The sequence below is a fragment of the Acinetobacter sp. YH12252 genome, assembly GCF_013417365.1.
Classification (GTDB): domain Bacteria; phylum Pseudomonadota; class Gammaproteobacteria; order Pseudomonadales; family Moraxellaceae; genus Acinetobacter; species Acinetobacter towneri.
Genome location: NZ_VPEA01000002.1, coordinates 158277 through 176962, shown reverse-complemented (window position 1 = coordinate 176962; position 18686 = coordinate 158277). Strand labels below are relative to the sequence as shown.

General features: G+C 40.3%; 13 protein-coding genes and 2 pseudogenes. 6 read left to right on the top strand and 9 right to left on the bottom strand.

What is annotated here, in order from left to right:
• Positions 1 to 151: 151 nt before the first annotated feature.
• Positions 152 to 346, bottom strand: a complete 195-nt coding sequence (locus tag FTV28_RS03255; protein ID WP_004970528.1) for a heavy-metal-associated domain-containing protein — start codon at positions 344 to 346, stop codon at positions 152 to 154.
• Positions 347 to 495: 149 nt separating this feature from the next.
• Between FTV28_RS03255 and FTV28_RS03250 the strand changes: the two genes are divergently transcribed.
• The 6 genes and pseudogenes from FTV28_RS03250 to FTV28_RS03225 all read left to right on the top strand — a co-directional run bounded on the left by FTV28_RS03250 (position 496) and on the right by FTV28_RS03225 (position 8929).
• A complete protein-coding gene (locus FTV28_RS03250; RefSeq protein WP_096902718.1) occupies positions 496 to 2967 on the top strand; it encodes a heavy metal translocating P-type ATPase in 2472 nt (823 codons plus the stop codon).
• A 59-nt stretch (positions 2968 to 3026) separates the two neighbouring features.
• Positions 3027 to 3419, top strand: coding sequence for a Cu(I)-responsive transcriptional regulator (gene cueR / locus FTV28_RS03245; RefSeq protein WP_004970532.1), 393 nt, complete (start codon positions 3027 to 3029; stop codon positions 3417 to 3419).
• Positions 3420 to 4276: 857 nt separating this feature from the next.
• The gene (locus tag FTV28_RS03240) at positions 4277 to 4978 is read left to right on the top strand and encodes a VIT family protein (RefSeq protein WP_096902719.1); all 702 of its coding nucleotides are present in this window, start codon (positions 4277 to 4279) and stop codon (positions 4976 to 4978) included.
• Positions 4979 to 5225: 247 nt separating this feature from the next.
• Positions 5226 to 6946, top strand: a pseudogene (locus tag FTV28_RS03235) (phosphoethanolamine transferase).
• The gene (locus FTV28_RS03230; protein WP_179989401.1) at positions 6939 to 7616 is read left to right on the top strand and encodes a response regulator transcription factor; all 678 of its coding nucleotides are present in this window, start codon (positions 6939 to 6941) and stop codon (positions 7614 to 7616) included. Before FTV28_RS03235 ends, FTV28_RS03230 begins: the two are co-directional and overlap by 8 nt.
• Positions 7616 to 8929, top strand: coding sequence for an ATP-binding protein (locus FTV28_RS03225; RefSeq protein ID WP_154320483.1), 1314 nt, complete (start codon positions 7616 to 7618; stop codon positions 8927 to 8929). Before FTV28_RS03230 ends, FTV28_RS03225 begins: the two co-directional genes overlap by 1 nt.
• Here the strand turns inward: FTV28_RS03225 and FTV28_RS03220 are convergent.
• The 8 genes and pseudogenes from FTV28_RS03220 to lldR all read right to left on the bottom strand — a co-directional run bounded on the left by FTV28_RS03220 (position 8910) and on the right by lldR (position 18678).
• Positions 8910 to 9623: pseudogene (locus tag FTV28_RS03220) on the bottom strand (phosphatase PAP2 family protein). The gene FTV28_RS03225 and the pseudogene FTV28_RS03220 sit on opposite strands and share 20 nt — an antisense overlap.
• Positions 9624 to 9679: 56 nt before the next feature.
• Positions 9680 to 10057 carry a diacylglycerol kinase gene (locus tag FTV28_RS03215; protein ID WP_154320482.1) on the bottom strand — a complete coding sequence of 126 codons (378 nt, stop codon included), beginning with the start codon at positions 10055 to 10057 and terminating at the stop codon, positions 9680 to 9682.
• A 180-nt stretch (positions 10058 to 10237) separates the two neighbouring features.
• The gene (locus FTV28_RS03210; RefSeq protein WP_004970544.1) at positions 10238 to 11368 is read right to left on the bottom strand and encodes a TIGR00341 family protein; all 1131 of its coding nucleotides are present in this window, start codon (positions 11366 to 11368) and stop codon (positions 10238 to 10240) included.
• Positions 11369 to 11410: 42 nt separating this feature from the next.
• Positions 11411 to 12958 (bottom strand): sensor domain-containing diguanylate cyclase, encoded by a 1548-nt coding sequence (locus tag FTV28_RS03205; protein WP_257222791.1) that lies wholly within the window; start codon positions 12956 to 12958, stop codon positions 11411 to 11413.
• Between the two features lie 1065 nt (positions 12959 to 14023).
• Positions 14024 to 14923, bottom strand: coding sequence for a LysR family transcriptional regulator (locus tag FTV28_RS03200; RefSeq protein WP_179989399.1), 900 nt, complete (start codon positions 14921 to 14923; stop codon positions 14024 to 14026).
• Between the two features lie 48 nt (positions 14924 to 14971).
• Entirely contained in the window at positions 14972 to 16687 is a 1716-nt protein-coding gene (gene dld / locus FTV28_RS03195) for a D-lactate dehydrogenase (protein WP_179989398.1), read from the bottom strand.
• 90 nt (positions 16688 to 16777) lie between these two features.
• Positions 16778 to 17932: an FMN-dependent L-lactate dehydrogenase LldD gene (lldD, locus tag FTV28_RS03190; protein ID WP_016659249.1), complete on the bottom strand. Its 1155-nt coding sequence runs from the start codon at positions 17930 to 17932 to the stop codon at positions 16778 to 16780.
• A complete protein-coding gene (gene lldR / locus FTV28_RS03185; RefSeq protein ID WP_045795925.1) occupies positions 17929 to 18678 on the bottom strand; it encodes a transcriptional regulator LldR in 750 nt (249 codons plus the stop codon). Before lldR ends, lldD begins: the two co-directional genes overlap by 4 nt.
• Positions 18679 to 18686: the final 8 nt, after the last annotated feature.

Sequence of the window (18686 nt, the reverse complement as noted above, 5' to 3'; positions counted from 1 at the left end):
TGGTTTAGCATCTTCGTGATCAAAATGTATTCAGTTGGTCACATCAAAAAACAACGAGAAAAAAATCGGCAGGCAAAAAAATAGGTCAATTCGTCAGTTGACCAATTGACCTTACGATAAGCTCACTCGGAGCTTCTTAGATGATGCAGTTTTATTGAACTTGTGCAGGAAAATCATCTTCTGCCAATGCAGCGGTAATTTGATCTACTGTTGCAGTGCTTTCCACAGTCACAATTTTAGTCGCTAAATCGACTTCAACTTTTGCAGCAGGATCAACATCTTGAATGGTTGCCGTGACACCACGTGCACAACCGCCACAAGTCATATTTTCAATCAATAGTTTCATTGCGAACTCCACACTTCTGCCTTTGTTGAACTGTAGTTTAAAGCTTACTATGCTGGCAAGGTCAAGCCTATTTTGGGCTAAAATTTACTTGACCTTACCATCGTGTCAATCTATATGCTAAACACATCCTCCAAATTATAGAGACGACCATGGACGCAAAACACCCAAATGCCTCTCCCTATCAGGAAACTTTGTCTATAGAAGGCATGACCTGTGCCTCATGTGTCGGGCGTGTCGAAAAAGCCTTAAAAAAAGTCGATGGTGTAGAAAAAGCTGAAGTGAATCTTGCAACAGAAAAAGCACTGATTCATGCATCGCAACCTTTAGACCGTGCACTGCTCATTAAGGCAGTGCAACGTGCAGGTTTTGATGTAGCTGCCATTCAACCAATAGAACTGTCTATTGATGGCATGACCTGTGCCTCGTGTGTAGCACGTGTCGAAAAAGCCTTAAAGAAAGTGTCTGGTGTAGAACAAGCCAATGTCAATTTGGCGACTGAACGCGCATGGATTCAACCGAATGCCACAGTTTCTAGCCAAGACCTGATTCGAGCGATTCAAAAAGCAGGTTATGACGCCAAACTGCTGCAACACGACTCTAACGAACAACACGATAAAAAGAATCTGGAACAGCAACAACTGAAACGTGATTTAGTAATTTCACTGATTTTAGCCTTGCCTGTATTTATTCTGGAAATGGGCTCACACATGATTCCCGCCTTTCACATGTGGGTGATGCACAATATTGGGCAACAACAAAGTTGGTTGATTCAATTTGCTTTAACCACATTGGTGCTGCTGTTACCAGGACGTCGTTTTTATCAAAAAGGGATTCCAGCGCTGTTACGTTTTGCGCCTGATATGAACTCTTTGGTGGCTGTGGGAACTTTGGCTGCATACAGTTTTTCATTGGTAGCGACATTTATGCCACAGCTTTTACCAGAAGGCACAGTGCATGTTTATTATGAAGCTGCGGCAGTGATTGTCAGTTTAATTTTGCTAGGGCGCTATTTCGAAGCCAAAGCCAAAGGTCGCACTTCACAAGCCATTCAGCATTTAATTGGTATGCAAGCCAAAACTGCGCGTATTCATCGAGATGGTCAAATCATTGAAGTACCTGTGGCAGAAGTCAGTTCCAATACCATTGTCGAAATCCGCCCGGGTGAACGTATTCCTGTAGATGGTGAAGTAGTCGAAGGTCATAGTTATATAGATGAATCGATGATTACAGGTGAACCTGTTCCTGTGGCAAAACAAGTGGGCAATCAAGTTGTAGGCGGTACCATCAACCAAAATGGCACACTAAATATTCGTGCTACTGCCATTGGTGAAGCTTCGGTGTTGGCGCAAATTATTCGTATGGTCGAACAAGCGCAAGGCTCTAAATTACCTATTCAAGCCTTGGTGGATAAAGTGACCATGTGGTTTGTACCTGCCGTGATGTTATTGGCTGCACTTACTTTTATTGTGTGGTTTATTTTTGGCCCAGAACCTACCCTAACCTTTGGTTTAGTCAATGCAGTCGCTGTTCTAATTATTGCCTGCCCATGTGCGATGGGTTTAGCCACACCGACTTCAATTATGGTGGGAACAGGTCGTGGCGCAGAAATGGGCGTGCTGTTTCGTAAAGGCGAAGCTTTGCAGCTTTTGCAAGATGTTAAAGTGGTCGCGGTGGATAAAACAGGAACGCTCACCGAAGGCAAACCAACATTAACCGATTTTCATGTGCAATCGGGTTTTGATGCAGATCAGGTCTTTGCACTTTTGGCATCGGTAGAAGCGAAATCTGAGCATCCCATTGCATTGGCGATTGTGCAAGCTGCAACAGAAAAGCAAGTCAGTTTACTGCCTGTTACCGAATTTGACAGCATCACAGGTTCAGGTATTGAAGCACTGGTGAATGGTCAACGTATTCAGATTGGTGCAGACCGTTATATGCAACAAATTGGGCTAGATGTTAGCGCTTTTAATGCAGAAGCTGCACGTTTAGGACAAGAAGGCAAAACACCAATTTATATGGCGATTGATCAACAACTGGCAGCCATTGTTGCCGTTGCAGACCCAATTAAAGACACGACTTTTGCTGCTATTGCGGCGTTGCATCAACTGGGTTTAAAAGTGGCGATGATTACGGGAGATAACCGACATACGGCTCAGGCAATTGCTGCACGTTTACAGATTGATCATGTGGTGGCCGAGGTTTTACCTGAAGGCAAGGTCGATGTTGTACGTGAATTACAACAGCAATTTGGACGTGTGGCTTTTGTGGGTGATGGTATTAATGATGCCCCTGCTTTGGCACAAGCCGATGTTGGAATTGCGATTGGTACAGGTACAGATGTTGCGATTGAAGCAGCCGAAGTTGTATTGATGTCGGGCAATTTACAAGGTGTGCCCAATGCAATTGCTTTGAGTAAAGCCACTATCCGCAATATTCGTCAAAATCTGTTTTGGGCATTTATTTATAATATTGCCTTGATTCCAATTGCTGCAGGCGTGCTATACCCGTTTGCAGGTATTTTGCTCTCGCCTATTTTTGCTGCGGGCGCGATGGCATTATCTTCAGTGTTTGTATTGGGTAATGCGCTCCGTTTAAAATATTTCCAAGCAGCACAGATTTAAATGCAACATACAAAAGGGTTTAGAAGATTGCTCTACGCCCTTTTTATGAGAGAAGTCACATGAATATTGGTCAAGCCTCTAAGCTATCGGGTATTTCCAGCAAAATGATTCGTTATTATGAGCAAATTGGTTTACTGGATACCGCCAAACGCTCTGCTTCGGGTTATCGGATTTATTCTGAGCAAGATTTAAAAACTTTGTCTTTTATTAAGCATGCACGGGATTTGGGGTTTTCTTCTGAGCAAATGAAAGAATTGCTAGGTTTATGGAAAAATGCTGACCGACAAAGTGCAGAAGTGAAGCAACTCACGCTTAAACATATTGAAACCTTAAAACAGAAGATTACGCAATTACAGGAAATGGCGAACTGGTTGCAAAGCTCTGCAGATCATTGCTCTGGCGATGAACAGGCAGATTGTGTGATTTTGAAAGATATTGAATTGGGGAAGTGATTTGGAATTAAGCTTCCCCCATTCAAACAAGACCTGACAGTTATCCACTTGTTAGAAACCATTGTTGTATCTGTCAGCTTAAATTTAACTTAGGAAATCTACATCCCTATCTTTTTAATACATAGCATAAAAAAACTCACACTTTGGGGAAGTGTGGGGGGAAACTTGGAATATCTGTTACTTTATGGGAGCGTATTATATATAAACACAATTTGAATTGATAGATATTCTAAACAATTTACGAGATAAATTTAACACTTTTTAAGAATCTCTCCGATAAACTGCACAACAATCAAGTTTTAGCACTATTCATTACGCATATTTTAGCGCGGTAATTCATACCCTTTTTCATTAATTAAACGAACCGCAGCATCACAGACTTCTGCATCATAAATTGTACCGTGTCCACGTATGACTTCTGCAAGTGCGACATCTACCCCTAATGCGAGGAGAAATAAATGACTTTAAGTCAAATACGTCTGGCGATACTAAGTCACGAGATAATTTAGGCATACTTTACCCTGCACCCAACCGATGAATGGTTTTTAGACTGACTTCGCTCACTACAGGTACCACAATATTCTGAAAAGACATCACGATATTTCCTATTTACTTGCAAGCCTGATTGAATCAATCTCTTTTATCATCTTACAAGCTATTGATCATTTTTTAAGGCATTTAAAGGTTGAAATTTAAGGAAATTTTATAAAAAACTCCAAGCTCAAACTCAAAAACCACATTACGACTTCATCTATTTTGTGAAATACCTCTCATTTTTAAACGATAAATTTTTTAGAATGATTTATGCTATATCACACATCAATAAACGAAAATTGAATAACAAGAGAGTTTGATCTATGCCACATTCTTACCACCTCGAAAAACACTATATTGAACGGTCTGGATGGTTACGTGCTGCAGTATTGGGTGCGAACGATGGGATCATTTCTGTGACCAGTTTGGTCGTGGGGATGGCAGCCAGTGGTGCATCTTCTCAAACATTGTTAATTACCTGTATTGCAGGCTTAATTTCGGGCGCTGCTTCTATGGCAGCAGGTGAATATATTTCGGTGAAATCTCAACAAGACATTGAACAAAATGACCTTGCGATGGAAGCACGCGAATTAAAACTCAATCCAGAGCATGAGCTAAAAGAACTCACCAATATTTATATGATTCGCGGTTTAGATGCCGAATTGGCAGAACAAGTCGCCATACAACTGACTGCACACAATGCTTTAGATGCCCATGCCCGTGACGAAATTGGTATTTTAGAACACACCTCAGCGCAGCCATTTATGGCAGCTTTTTCGTCGGCATTGGCATTTACTGTAGGTTCATTATTCCCGTTGGTGTCTATTTTACTCTTACCTGAACATCTGTTAGACAAAGGCGTAATGTTGGTTGGTGTAATTAGTCTAGGGGTTATGGGTGCGCTTGCCAGCTATGTCGGTGGTGCAAGTATGTGGAAAGGCGCATTGCGTGTCATGATCTGGGGTATTGTCGCCATGGTATTCAGTGCGTGGATTGGTTCAATGTTCCATGTCGCTGTGGCTTAAAAAATCTAGGAAATTCAGTGTAAATCTCTGCCCTATCTTTGGATAAAAATATATTCAGAGATAGGGGGAAACTTCAGAAATAGCGTGAATGAGCAGCTTGCCCATACAAAGTTTACATCTCTAAAATTTCTTCTATCTTCAAAATTATTCCAATAAACCCCACAACATATTTAGCCCACAATTTTAAGTCCGTTTTAAGTTTCAAATTTTAAGCTAAAGCATCTTAAGGTCTTTTGAATCATTGACGATGTCTAAACAGCCCCAATCACCACTTGCTCCGTCTTTCTTTGCCCGACTGCGCTTTTGGCAAAAACCGATTTCTTTATTCTATTTCAATCTACTGCTTGCCCTATGGTTAGGCTTGGTATTGAACTATGGATTTTATGAGAAAATTCAACAATTCACACCTTATCAGGGCATTAAAGCCATAGGCTTATTGATTGCAACTGTGATCGTCATCGTATCGGCGTATCATCTGTTGCTGCAATGGCTAAACTGGCGTTGGAATGCCAAAATATTAGCCAGTATTTTGATTGTAGTCGGTGGATTCAGCGCTTATTTTGTTAATAGCTTGGGCGTAGTGATTACCGCAGACCAAATTCAAAATATGCTGCAAACCGATGTACGTGAAGTACGTGATCTTTTGTCTGTACGCTTAGTGGTTTGGAGTGTGCTGTTTGTACTATTGCCATTGGTCTTGGTGTGGTCTGTTAAAATTCAGCCGACTCATTTTGCCCGTCAATTACTGCAAAAGACTTTAGGCAGTGTAGTTTCGATTGTGCTGATTTTGGGTTTATTGTTCTGTTTTTATGTGGATTATGCTGCAATCTTCCGCGAGCATCGTGATTTAAAAGGCATGCTTTCTCCACAAAATGCGATTGCCTCTAGTCTATCGTATTATAAAAAGAAAGCACCCAAACAGAATTTGCCGCTGCTGCGCTATGGTGAAGATGCACATTTAATTCAACGTGCGCAAACAGGCACAGCACCCAAAATTATGCTGTTGGTGGTTGGTGAAACTGCACGTGCCGAAAGCTTCTCGCTGAATGGCTACGCAAAAAATACCAACCCTGAACTCTCTAAGCTGCCTGTGATTAATTTCACTCAAGTCAGCTCTTGTGGTACAGCCACGGCTGTTTCTGTGCCGTGCATGTTCTCGGGGATGCCACGCCAAAATTATGATGAACAACTGGCAAGTCACCGTGAAGGATTACTGGATATTGCTCAGCGTGCAGGTTATCAAGTCACTTGGATTGATAACAATTCAGGCTGTAAAGGTGCCTGTGATCGGGTGCAGCAATATCAAATTCCTGCAGAACTAAAACAAAAATGGTGTGATGCCAGCGGTGAATGTTTAGACGAAATTTTAGTAGACAGTTTACAGGCTTATCTTGCTCAACTGGACCCGAAAGACACGCGCTCACATTTAATTGTATTGCACCAAATGGGCAGTCATGGACCTGCTTATTTCAAACGCTCAACCGCAGCTTATCAACCCTTCCAACCGACGTGTAACAGCAATGCGATTCAGGGGTGCAGTGCCGATGCCTTACGCAATACCTATGACAACTCGATTGTCTATACCGACCATGTTTTAAGTCAGTTGATTCAAACTTTAGAGCAACAAAAAACTATCAAACAAGTTTTTGGTATTTGTCTGATCATGGAGAATCGACAGGCGAACATGGTTTATATTTACACGGCGCACCGTATTCTATGGCACCCACTCAACAAACTCATGTACCGATGCTGATGTGGTTTTCAGAAACTTGGCAACAACAAAATGCTGCGCAAGTGAATTGCTTAAAAGCACAACGCCAAACAGCATTGAGTCAGGACAATCTTTTCCCAAGTTTATTGAGCTTACTAGATGTAAAAAGCCAAGTGATTGATCCGAAAAATGATATGCTGAATCAATGTTCTGCCCCATCTACCACTCAACCGCAGCACGAGTCATCACATGCCTAAAATATTAATCATTGAAGATGATTTTATGATTGCCGAATCGACCCAGACCTTGCTCAAGCTACAGCAATTTGATGTTACTTGGGTGAATAACGGGATGGATGGCTTAAAGCAATTACATCAACATGATATCCAGCTGGTGTTGCTGGACTTAGGCTTACCCATGATGGACGGCATGCAGGTATTAAAAAATATTCGCCAGTTACATCCACAATTGCCCGTGCTGATTATTTCTGCGCGTGATCAATTGCAACAACGGGTTGATGGTTTGAATCAGGGCGCAGATGATTATCTAATTAAGCCCTATGAGTTTGATGAATTACTGGCGCGAATTTATGCCCTACTCAGACGCAGCGGTACACAAAATCCAGTGAATAATACTGCGCATATTTTAAGTTATGGCGATTTAGTCTTAGATACCGAACAACATTTGGCAAAATTCAAAGGTGAATATATTGAACTGTCGAATCGTGAATGGGCAATTTTAATGGCTTTGCTCAGCCACCCTAATAAAATTTTCTCTAAAAGTAATTTAGAAGATAAATTATATGATTTTGACAGTGAAGTCAGCAGCAACACCATTGAAGTCTATATTCACCATTTACGCGCCAAACTTGGCAAGGACTTTATTCGTACCATTCGTGGTTTGGGCTACCGTTTAGGGCAAATTTAATGCAATCCTACTCTTTGCAAAAACGTCTGATTGTTTATGTTTCTATCTTTAGTGTCATGTTGGGCTGCGTTTTGGTATTTGCAGCCTATCGAATTGCCCTAGAAGAAATCAATGAAATTTTAGATGCTCAAATGCAAAGTTTGGCAGAACGCATTGCAGCGAACCACCCAGAACCTACGCGAAGCCAAATCAATTTAAATCAAAAATATAGTGAAGAAGACTTATTTGTCGATATTTGGGCGTATGCTGATGCAACGCCACAATTACACCCTCAAGATGTATTACTACTACAGCCTGTAGAAAAACCGGGTTTTTATAGTCATCAAACTCAATCTGAATTGTGGCGTACTTATATTTTGCCGCAGGAAAATCTGCAAATTCAAATTAGCCAGCAAAACTCTGTGCGCCAATATTTAGCTTTAGAGTTAGCAGCAAATATGTTTATTCCCTATGCACTATTTTTACCCTTTGCATTATTGGCTTTAAGTTGGCTAATTCGCCATAATTTTCGACCTCTAAATGACTTTAAAAGTGAATTGGCACGTCGTAAAGCGCAGGATCTCAATCCAATTAGAATGCTGGATTATCCAGTTGAGCTTGCACCCACGATTCAGGAAATGAATCAGTTATTTACGCGAATTTCTGCCGCACAGCAGGAACAGCGCCAGTTCGTTGCCGATGCTGCACATGAATTACGTACCCCACTCACTGCACTCAATTTACAAGTACAAATTTTATTGCAGCAATTTCCACATAGTGATGCCCTCAATAATTTAAGCCAAGGGGTTTTGCGTTTACAGCATTTAGTCAATCAGTTATTAAGCTTAGCCAAGCAAGATGCCTCAGATAGTCTAATTGAAAACGATCAAACCCTATCTTTAAATCAAATGACCATTGCCTGTGTGGAACAACTTATTCAATTGGCATTGCAAAAAGATATTGATTTAGGTGTCGAACAACGCCAAGAGTTGAATATTCATGGGCAAAGTTCTGCTTTGCATTCCATTATTTATAATTTAATTGATAATGCGATTAAATATACGCCCAAACAAGGCGTGATCAATGTGACTATTTTTCAGCAAGAACAACATGCAATTTTGCAAATTGAAGACAGTGGTGCAGGCATTGACCCCGCACTATTCAATCAAATTCGACAGCGTTTTTACCGTATTCACAACCATGCAGAAATTGGCAGCGGTTTAGGTTTATCTATTGTAGATAAAGCCACCCAACGCTTAGGTGCAAGTTTAGAGTTTTCTAAAAGTGCCAGTTTAGGTGGTTTATGTGTGCAGGTTAAATTTCCGATGCGTTAAGATCGGGTTTTAATTTAGATTTTGATTGTGGCAATTTATGCGCCAAGAATGCATAGGCAACCACATTTAAACACCAAGTAATCCAGCCTGTCCAAAGATTATGACTAAAAAAATGTGCCCCGCGCATCATTTGCGCCCAGCCCATCCCCATGCCTAAAATACATGCTGCAATTAAGAAAAAATAAGCACGTTTAGGTTGAGCAACCCGATAAACAAAATACCCTACCAATAAAGCAAAACCACTTGAGGCATGCCCACCAGGAAAACAATGCCCTGCCGTTGCACTTAAATCCTACCAAACGCCATGCGCTGTGGCAATGCTCATATCCCACGGGCAAGCATGTGCCGACTGCGATTTAAGTATTGCAATCACACTGGTTGAAATCACCGCCATCCAAAAGAAATAGCCAAACTTCCAACGACGAGCACGTAATTTTTGAAATCTGAAAGACAGCAACCAAGCCAGCAAATAGCTCAGATATACTGCAATCAGGATATATTTGACATAACGATGATTTAATTCAGCCAATGCCCAATTTTGTCGCAGTGGAAATTCTGCATGAGCATCCACAAAGGGTTGAATTAGGTGTAAATCTTGCGTGCCTGCAACGCTAAAAAAATTGAGCAATATCAGCAAACTCAGAAGGAGTAAAATTGCTTGAAGAAGTAAAAATTTTGAATGCTGATGCCGCATGAGGATTACTCAACTCACTATCTATTTTAAAGTCTGTCTTATGCTTTTTTGAAGGATTAAGCAGGAATCAGGCATGCGCCCCAAGTCAATGTGATAATTGCCAAAGCAACAAATTGCGCTGCACTGCCCATATCTTTGGCATTTTTAGACAAGGGGTGTTGCTCCATCGAAACACGATCGACCACGGCTTCAATAGCAGAGTTAATCAGTTCGACAATGATGGCAAGTAAACACACCACAATCATGAGCACTTGTTCAACACGACTGACAGGCATGAAAAAACTGAGCGGGATCAGCAGTAAATTAATCAGAATGATTTGCCGAAATGCCGCTTCATTTTGAAAGGCGGCTTTAAAGCCTGCCAAAGAATAGCCTGTGGCATTCAAAATCTGTTGTAAACCAGAAGTGCCTTTGTAAGGAGAGCGTGGAAGCATAGTGAATCTGATTTGAAATAAATCGGATGTTAAGTGGTTTAGCTTAAAATTGGCTTAACTATAACCTTTTGAGACTATTAAATTAAATCGGTGTAATATGTAACATTATGAGTGCCCTATTGAATAATAAGACTCCATCTAAAGTAAGCTGTAAATACCATCAATTTCTTATTGTTGAATCTAAGGTTGTATCAATTGCTCGGCTTCAACTTGCTTAATATCAAAATCAGGACTTTCTTTGGCTTGAATAATTTGCACAGGAATAAAGCGCACTTGAACCACACTTGGTTTTCCACGTGGGTCTTGTGCTAATTTTTGATTCAATGCAGAAATCTGTTGAGGTTTTGGCGCTATATCTCCACGCAAGACTACGCGAATTAAAGTCATCTCTTTACGCCGATCAAACTGCACCGTATCAATCAAATTATTATGTTGATTAAATTGACTTTCAATCAAGCTTTCTACCTGATGTTCATACATCTGTTTATTTAACATCATCATAAAGTTAAAGCTTAAATAGATACCCAGCGCAAAAAGTACTAAAAGACTCACGATATTTCTTTTAATAAATTCAATTACTGTGCTATTTACTTCTTCATCTGAACCGCGTCTAAAACCTGCTGCCCATAACACCAGTGAAGAACTAATTTGAATAGCAACAATATTGGTCAGTGCCAACAGCAGAGCATTTGCTGCATGTTTCCATTCCAGATGCGCAATTAATATGCCACTTGCAACCAGCGGCGGTACCAAAGCAGTCGCAACTGCAACGCCAACAACAGCCACAGACAGACGTGGTGAAACGGCTGCAAATGCCCCTGCTGCACCACCCGCAAGTGCAATCATTAAATCCATAATGGTAGGCTGAGTTCTAGACAGAATTTCATGGGTGATAGGTAAGTTAATATTGATAAGACCTAAAATGATGCCAATACTGACAATCATCGACACACCTAAAACTAAGGTTTTAAATGCTGTTTTAAAAAACAACCATCGATTATCAATAAATGCTAAAGCCATACCTGAAATAGGGCCTAGCATCATCGCAACCAGCATTGCACCAATCACCACTGCGGCTGAATTTGACAATAAACCATAGCCCGCAATAATCGCTGCCAAAGCATTCATTATAAAAAAGGTTTTGCTTGGTAAGGCATCCGCTTGAATGTTCAACCGTACTTGTTTATGATCAATTTTTTTAGAATTTTCGCGCTCCGCCTGTTTGTATTTCAGCTTTTCTTTCAAAAGTTCATATTTTTCTTGTTCAGGACTGTCTTCAACCACTATCGTTGGATCTTGATCTTTTTCCAAAGCATACCTCCGTGTCAGCTAAAGAAGAATCTTTCCAAATCCTCATACGGCCGTAGACTTTGTGCAATTACGCCCATCATGTTTAGCTTCATACAATTTATTATCTGCAAGTTTCAGTACATCAGAAACATCTTCTGCATCTCGAGGCCAAAAAGCGATGCCAACAGAGATGGTGATTTGACCCATCTGATTAATCGTAGTTTCCTGCATGGTTTTTCTAAGCCGCTCTGCAGCTTTGTACGCCACATTTGCATCTGCAGTCGTCATTAAAACCAGAAATTCTTCACCGCCACTACGACAGCAAATATCCTGTTCCCTAAAATTAGTTAGCATTAGTTGCGCTAGCGTTTTAAGTACCACATCACCCTGATCATGCCCATACTGATCATTAATTTTCTTAAAAAAATCAATTTCAATGGCTAATACTGCAAACTCGGTACGAGTCTCTAGCAGTTCATTTAAAAATAATTGCATACCACGACGGTTATATAAACCTGTCAACGGGTCCGTATTGACACGATGTTTTAACTCCGCAATCCGATGACTAAAGGTTTCCGAACTCATTAATAATGAGGTTCTAAACTTTAAAACCTCGAAATACCATGGATCAATTTCTTTAATTTTATTTTCAATGTCCGCATGATTAAGCATACTTGCCATACGTGCCAGGCGGTTCAAAGGAGAAGAAATAAAGCTTGAGATATACCAAATCAATAAAAAAATAAAAAAGTAGAAAATGAAGATTCCAATCGATACTTTTGAAATCAGCGTATACGCTTGTGCAAGTAAATCCTCTGTGGGCTGCTGAGAAACTACAATCCAATTTACACTTGGAATATGTGCAAAACCTGCTAAATTATCTATACCTAAACTATTTTTTAAACGGATTGAGCCATTTTTATGCTGATTAATATAGTCTAAACCCGTATTGTTGATAATTTTTTCACCAATCCGCTTTTTATCTGGATGAAAAATAATACGATTATTTTGATCAATCACATACATATAACTTTTTTTATAATCATACTGTGTATTGAGCATGGTATTGATCAAGTTCTTCTTCTGTAAATAAATCGTACCACTGATCATGCCTAAATATTGATGTTTTGCATCATGAATAGGTTGTGACATCATGACAACTAAATTATTAGTTACTGACCAATAGGGAGATGAAATATAAGTTTTCTTTTTCTCAATAGATTCACTAATACCAACAGAACTATAAGCATGATTAAAATTAAGTTTTAATGTGTTAGGTGCATAAGCTAAAATATGTTTATTCTGCCCTAGCAATAAAACACTATTAAAATTATTGGATTGATTTTTTAAGCGTTGTACTTCTTCTTTTCTAACTTGTGTATTGTAAAAATTTTTTTCTAATAAGCGTGCACTATAATCCAACTCTTGAATCATATCTGAAAAATGTTGATTGGCACTGGTGGCAATTTTTTCTGCATATTTTTCATTGATCGAAAGTGAATTTTGAATTAATTGTTGTTTAATTACATAATTTAAAATAAAAATACTTACGACAAATAAGCCTGATACACTTAAAATTGTGGAAATTAAAATAAGTTTACGCAGATCCAATCCGAGTCGTAGTAAAAAATGTTTCAACAGCTCCTACCCCAAAAAATTAAACAACTGTGACAAGTATCTATTTTAACACATAATTTTACAACTCAATCACATATTTGAAAGCAATACAGTTGAATTTTAGTTGTGAATTTTTGATGTTCAATTGCACAAATTAGATAGTTCGTTTGTTGCTGACCACCAACTAAATCAGAAATATATCCTCTAAATACAATTTCTACCACACACTTCCTAAGAATGCACCGACTAATAACAAATAATGACAACTTGAATTTTTCGTTCTTATTTTTTGCTGAAAACCTTGTCTATTCGATAAATTTTTTGGGTCAATGACTCATAAAATTACAAAAAACTATTATCTTTTTTTGCTTTAAATTTACATAACCACTTAATAAATAGGTTTTTTCTTATATTTAAGCAATATTTTAATTTAAGCGGTTGCTCATTTTTAACAGTCTTTGTTGTGGACGCATTAGCATCAGGGCAAATTCCCATGATCATAACTCAACCTCAAACTCTACTCAGTACACCTATAGAATGCGCTGCTCAACAAACCCTTTATGTGCCAATACCTTGGTCTTATCCTGCACAAGCATAGTAACAAAAATTTCAATATTAAAACCTAAAATGGTCGCTGCGTCGATTTTAGTCATAAAATCAACTTAGCTTTCAGAATTCGCAATGTCATGATGCTACTCATCCACATTTTATTTTCCATCCTGATCAAAACATTAGCGTGCAAGGCAAATGCCTAAATATGGCATGAAAACAGAAACATGGTGATGCTGAAGTTATTGCTTATAACTTTAATGGACAAAGTAACCAAAATGGTATCTCGATAGTCAGTGTATTCGTAGTGCTGATACAGGCGAATGTTGAGACATTTATATGGAAAATTGAAAATGTATAGCTGCAATCTAAATCGTGGTCAGAAATTCAATTTTATTGCATTACAAATAAAAATCACTCATCCGATTAACCTAGTCTTTTCATTTAAAGATGGGGGAATTAGTGAATGATGATTTAAAAACAACTTTAAAAAAATTTAAACACCATTAATTAAGGATGCTGGCTAAACAAATCAAAAATCACTTTTCTTAACCACTGATGACAGGTTTGGTGATGACAAGACGTATGCCAATACTGTCGTACAGGATAAGTTGGAAAATTCAACGGCGCACTTACTACTTGTAAATTCCCACGTGCCAACAATACCTCACTTAAATAATAAGGTACTGTCGCAATCATATCGGTTTCTTGCACAATTAAACCAACGCCCAAATAACTTGGGATACTCATTAGAATATTACGTCTTAAACCACGATTGCTTAATTCATTTTCAATATGGTAGTGACCTATACTGGTATCTACATCGACATGCGATTCACGAATATAAGCTTCAACATCTAAACTTTTTTCACAAATACGTGGATGATCTTTACGACTAATCACCACATAATATTGTAAAAATAATTGCTGCTGATAAAAACCCTGCTCTAACTCAGGTAAAAAACCAATCGCAAAATCAATTTCACCATTTGCCATTTGATAACTGGTTTCACGGGTAATAGGACGAATTTTAATCCGCACTGAAGGTGCATATTTTTTTAAAAACTTGGTCAGTTTTGGCAATAAAACCAAATGCGAAACATCGGTCATTGCCAAGGTAAATAATTGATCGGAATGTGTCGGATCAAAATCGACTTTAAAATTATTGACCGTTTCAATTTTATTAATAATTTCACTAATCGGTGAAAAAATCTGTTTCGCCAACTCTGTAGGCAACATTTCATTGCCAACCCTTAAAAATAATGGGTCATTAAAATGCTGACGAATCTTATTTAAACAGTTACTAACCGCAGGCTGACTCATGCCCAACGCATCTGCGGCAGCAGACACATTTTTTAATTTATACACATAATAAAAAATCTGTAGCAGTCTGCTATCTAACTTAAACATATCCATCTATCCTTAGAATCAGTTTCACTGCTCAGTTTTCATCTGTATTCAACGCCAAGCTTTTAATTTTGAGCTATGTCCAATGCCCACATTAAAACAATTGGTCGGGTCCAATTTTTGATAATGTTGCTTCAGGGCAGGCTTCGCCACATATAAATGCCCAACATTATGTTCTGCAGGATACTCTGCCCCACGTGCATCTAGCAATGACCACATTTGATGTTCCATTGCCAATGGGTCTAGACCTTTTTTAATAATATAGTCCTGATGAAAGACATGACATAAAAAATGACCATAATACAACTTATGAATAATCGCCTGCTCCAACTCTTCGGGCAAGGTTTCAACCCATTGCTGATCATTACGTCTTAACGCAATATCTAAAGCAACAATGTCTTCCACTTCATTTCGATGTGTATCACGATAACGGATTGCAGCACCTGCCACTGCAAAGCGATGCAGAAAAGCCTTGCGGCCTTCATCTTCATTACATAGAAAAAAACCGCCGGAATTGCGCGTGATAAAATAATCCATTAAAAACTGCTGTACTGCCGCAACATCTTGCTGCTCAATGCGCAAAATTAAATGATGTTCATACAAATCACGAAATTGGTTCATGCGTTCTGGTAAATGATTTGGCAGTAGTTTCGTGAACATTTGCAAAACTTTATCCGACAATCCACGCATGCCCCAACGGGTTAGAAAACCATCAACTTTATCTTTCATGGCAAAAGCTGCAGGTACTTTACTGGTGCCAAACTTCTCGATAAACAAGAAGCTGTCTTTGCCATATTCTGCACCAATGTCATAGGCATCTCGATGAATATACTCGCCAGCAATCGGTACACGCGGCAAATCACGTAATAAAAAACGGCGAATCGCGGTTAAATCATCCTGCTGATTGCTGCCGATATAAAACACCTGACTCGGAATTTTCTCAAATGTATCCAAACGCACTGCAAACACACAGACTTTACCTGCCGAACCCGAAGCTTCAAACAAACGGCTCGGGTCGGCATTAAACCGTGCAGGCGTATCGGCATCGACTTGGGCAACATCATGCACGTAACGCTGATCTGAAGCACAACAATGTTCCGAATATTCAATATCTTCAGGGCGATATTGTTGTTGCTCAAGTTTGGTTAAAATTTCTTCTGGCGAGTTCCCTAAATTCACCCCCAAATGATTGATGAGTTGCAACTCGCCCAGTGCATCGACTTGTGCATATAAGGCCAACTCAGTATAGGCAGGACCACGTCTGACCAATGCACCACCTGAATTATTACATACCCCGCCCAACACTGAAGCGCCAATACAAGATGAACCAATGACTGAGTGTGGCTCACGCTGATGCGGCGCCAATTGCTGTTCCAAAGCATCCAATGTTGCACCAGGCAAGCAAATCACTTGCTTGGCATCGTTGATGAGCTGAATACCTTTTAAACGTTGGGTGTTGATCAAAATTACAGGACGATCATAGTCATCACCAAAAGGGGTAGAACCACCCGTGAGTCCAGTATTGGCGGCTTGCATAATAATAATGCAATCTGCTGCCACAGCCACTTGTAACACTTGCCACTGCTGCAATAAAGAACCTGGCGTGACCACCGCAAAAACCTGTCCTTCGCCAAAACGTCGCCCTTGACGATATAAACGAGTATCTGATTCATGGGTCAATACATGCGCTTTTCCCACAATATCGACCAAGTTTTTGAGGGTTGCTGCAGCATCAAATTGTGTTGCAGAAGAAATTGTCTGTGGCATAGTGTACAAGTCCTGAAACAAGGTGAAAAATACAATTAAGCGATTCAGCCAAATGCATCGGTTGATGGATTGATCGCTCCTGTTGGCAATTTAGCCTTTCAGTTCACGCTCAAGTTGTACCAAGCAATCTGAGTTAATCGCTTGAATGTTTTTAGCACCCGTTAAGGTCATTGCGACTCGCATTTCTTTATCAATCAATTCGAGTAAATTACTCACACCCGCCCCACCTGCTGCACCTAGTGCATAAATAAAGGCACGTCCGAGCATACAAGTATCCGCACCCATCGCCAACATGCGCACCACATCTAGGCCATTACGAATACCTGAATCCACTAGAATTTTTAGATCTCCTTTTACTGCATCGGCTATTGGCGGTAAAGCACGTGCAGTCGAGAGCACACCATCTAACTGACGACCACCGTGATTGGACACCACAATTCCATCAGCCCCAAAACGAACAGCATCCTTAGCATCTTCTGGGTCTAAAATGCCTTTAATGACCATTGGGCCATCCCAGAATTCACGAATCCACTCCAAGTCTTTCCATGAAATAGATGGGTCAAAGTTATTGCCTAACCAGCCAATATAATCTTCAAGTCCTGTTGGTTTGCCTAAGTATTTAGAGATATTGCCCAAGTCATGCGGACGACCTAGTAAGCCAACATCCCATGCCCAGTTTGGATGCATCACTGCCTGCATATAGCGGCGCATAGCAGCATTTGGACCACTCATGCCCGAATGTGCATCCCGATAACGTGCGCCAGGCACAGGCATATCTACTGTAAAGACCAAAGTTGAACAGCCTGCTGCTTTAGCACGTTCCAAAGCATTACGCATAAAACCACGGTCACGCAATACATATAATTGAAACCACATTGGCCGTGAAATGGCAGGCACCACTTCTTCAATTGGGCATACCGACACGGTAGATAAAGTAAACGGAATGCCTTTTTTGTCAGCTGCAACTGCAGCCTGCACTTCACCACGGCGCGCATACATGCCCGTTAAACCCACAGGTGCCAAAGCCACAGGCATTGACAAGGTTTCATTAAATAAGGTGGTTTCTAAACTCAAAGCCGACATGTCATTCAAAACACGTTGGCGCAAGGCAATCTGTGAAAGGTCTTCCACATTTCTTTTCAGCGTTTGTTCCGCGTACGCACCTCCATCAATATAGTGAAATAAAAATGGCGGTAAACGGCGTTTGGCTGCTTCGCGGTAATCATTCGCAGAAGAAATAATCATGGCGCTATCCTGTTTAATCGACTCGCACGCTGACGACGCGCATCTTCCTCGTCTATCATGCGTACTTGTTGAACTACAAATTCAATATGTCCACACACTGCCGTACGGGCAGCTTCTGGATCCTGGCGTTCAATTGCATCCATCACTTGAAAGTGCTGATCATGCAACTGATCGAAACGGTGGGCTTCGGTATAAACTTTACGTCTGCCCAAAACCACGTTGTATTGCAACAAATCAAATAAGCCGCGCATCATTTGAATGAGCACCAAATTGTGCGATGCCTCGGCAATTGCCAAATGAAACTTGGCATCGGCAATTGCCGCCTGATCGTCATCACCCAAAATCTGAAAATGGGCGATTTGCTCATAACAGGCGCGGATGTTTTGCAAATCTTCTGCGGTTGCTCGCTGAGCGGCATACCATGCAGTTCCGCCTTCAAGCACCATCCGCGCTTCCTGCACATCAAAACGATAAGCAGGGTCTTCATCAATCAGGTTACTTAAAGGCTGCACAATTTGATATTGCGACCAATTGGTAGGCAGTTGTTGCAAAAAAGTACCCGCTCCAACTTTGCTGACCAGCATGCCCTGACTGGTCAATTGCTGAATAGCTTCACGCAAAGAGGAACGGGAAACCCCGAGTTGTTCACATAACTTTCTTTCGGCAGGCAATCGGTCTCCGACTTGCATCTGATTTTTTTCAACCAGTGTGCGCAGGTCTTGTACAACTTTGTCGGAAACTTTCATGCGGCTGT

Coding starts and splice junctions, on each gene's coding strand:
- FTV28_RS03255 (WP_004970528.1), bottom strand. CDS start 346: ATGAAACTATTGATTGAAAATATGACTTGTGGCGGTTGTGCACGTGGT.
- FTV28_RS03230 (WP_179989401.1), top strand. CDS start 6,939: ATGCCTAAAATATTAATCATTGAAGATGATTTTATGATTGCCGAATCG.
- FTV28_RS03225 (WP_154320483.1), top strand. CDS start 7,616: ATGCAATCCTACTCTTTGCAAAAACGTCTGATTGTTTATGTTTCTATC.
- dld (WP_179989398.1), bottom strand. CDS start 16,687: ATGCCACAGACAATTTCTTCTGCAACACAATTTGATGCTGCAGCAACC.
- lldD (WP_016659249.1), bottom strand. CDS start 17,932: ATGATTATTTCTTCTGCGAATGATTACCGCGAAGCAGCCAAACGCCGT.
- FTV28_RS03215 (WP_154320482.1), bottom strand. CDS start 10,057: ATGCTTCCACGCTCTCCTTACAAAGGCACTTCTGGTTTACAACAGATT.
- cueR (WP_004970532.1), top strand. CDS start 3,027: ATGAATATTGGTCAAGCCTCTAAGCTATCGGGTATTTCCAGCAAAATG.
- lldR (WP_045795925.1), bottom strand. CDS start 18,678: ATGAAAGTTTCCGACAAAGTTGTACAAGACCTGCGCACACTGGTTGAA.
- FTV28_RS03250 (WP_096902718.1), top strand. CDS start 496: ATGGACGCAAAACACCCAAATGCCTCTCCCTATCAGGAAACTTTGTCT.
- FTV28_RS03200 (WP_179989399.1), bottom strand. CDS start 14,923: ATGTTTAAGTTAGATAGCAGACTGCTACAGATTTTTTATTATGTGTAT.
- FTV28_RS03240 (WP_096902719.1), top strand. CDS start 4,277: ATGCCACATTCTTACCACCTCGAAAAACACTATATTGAACGGTCTGGA.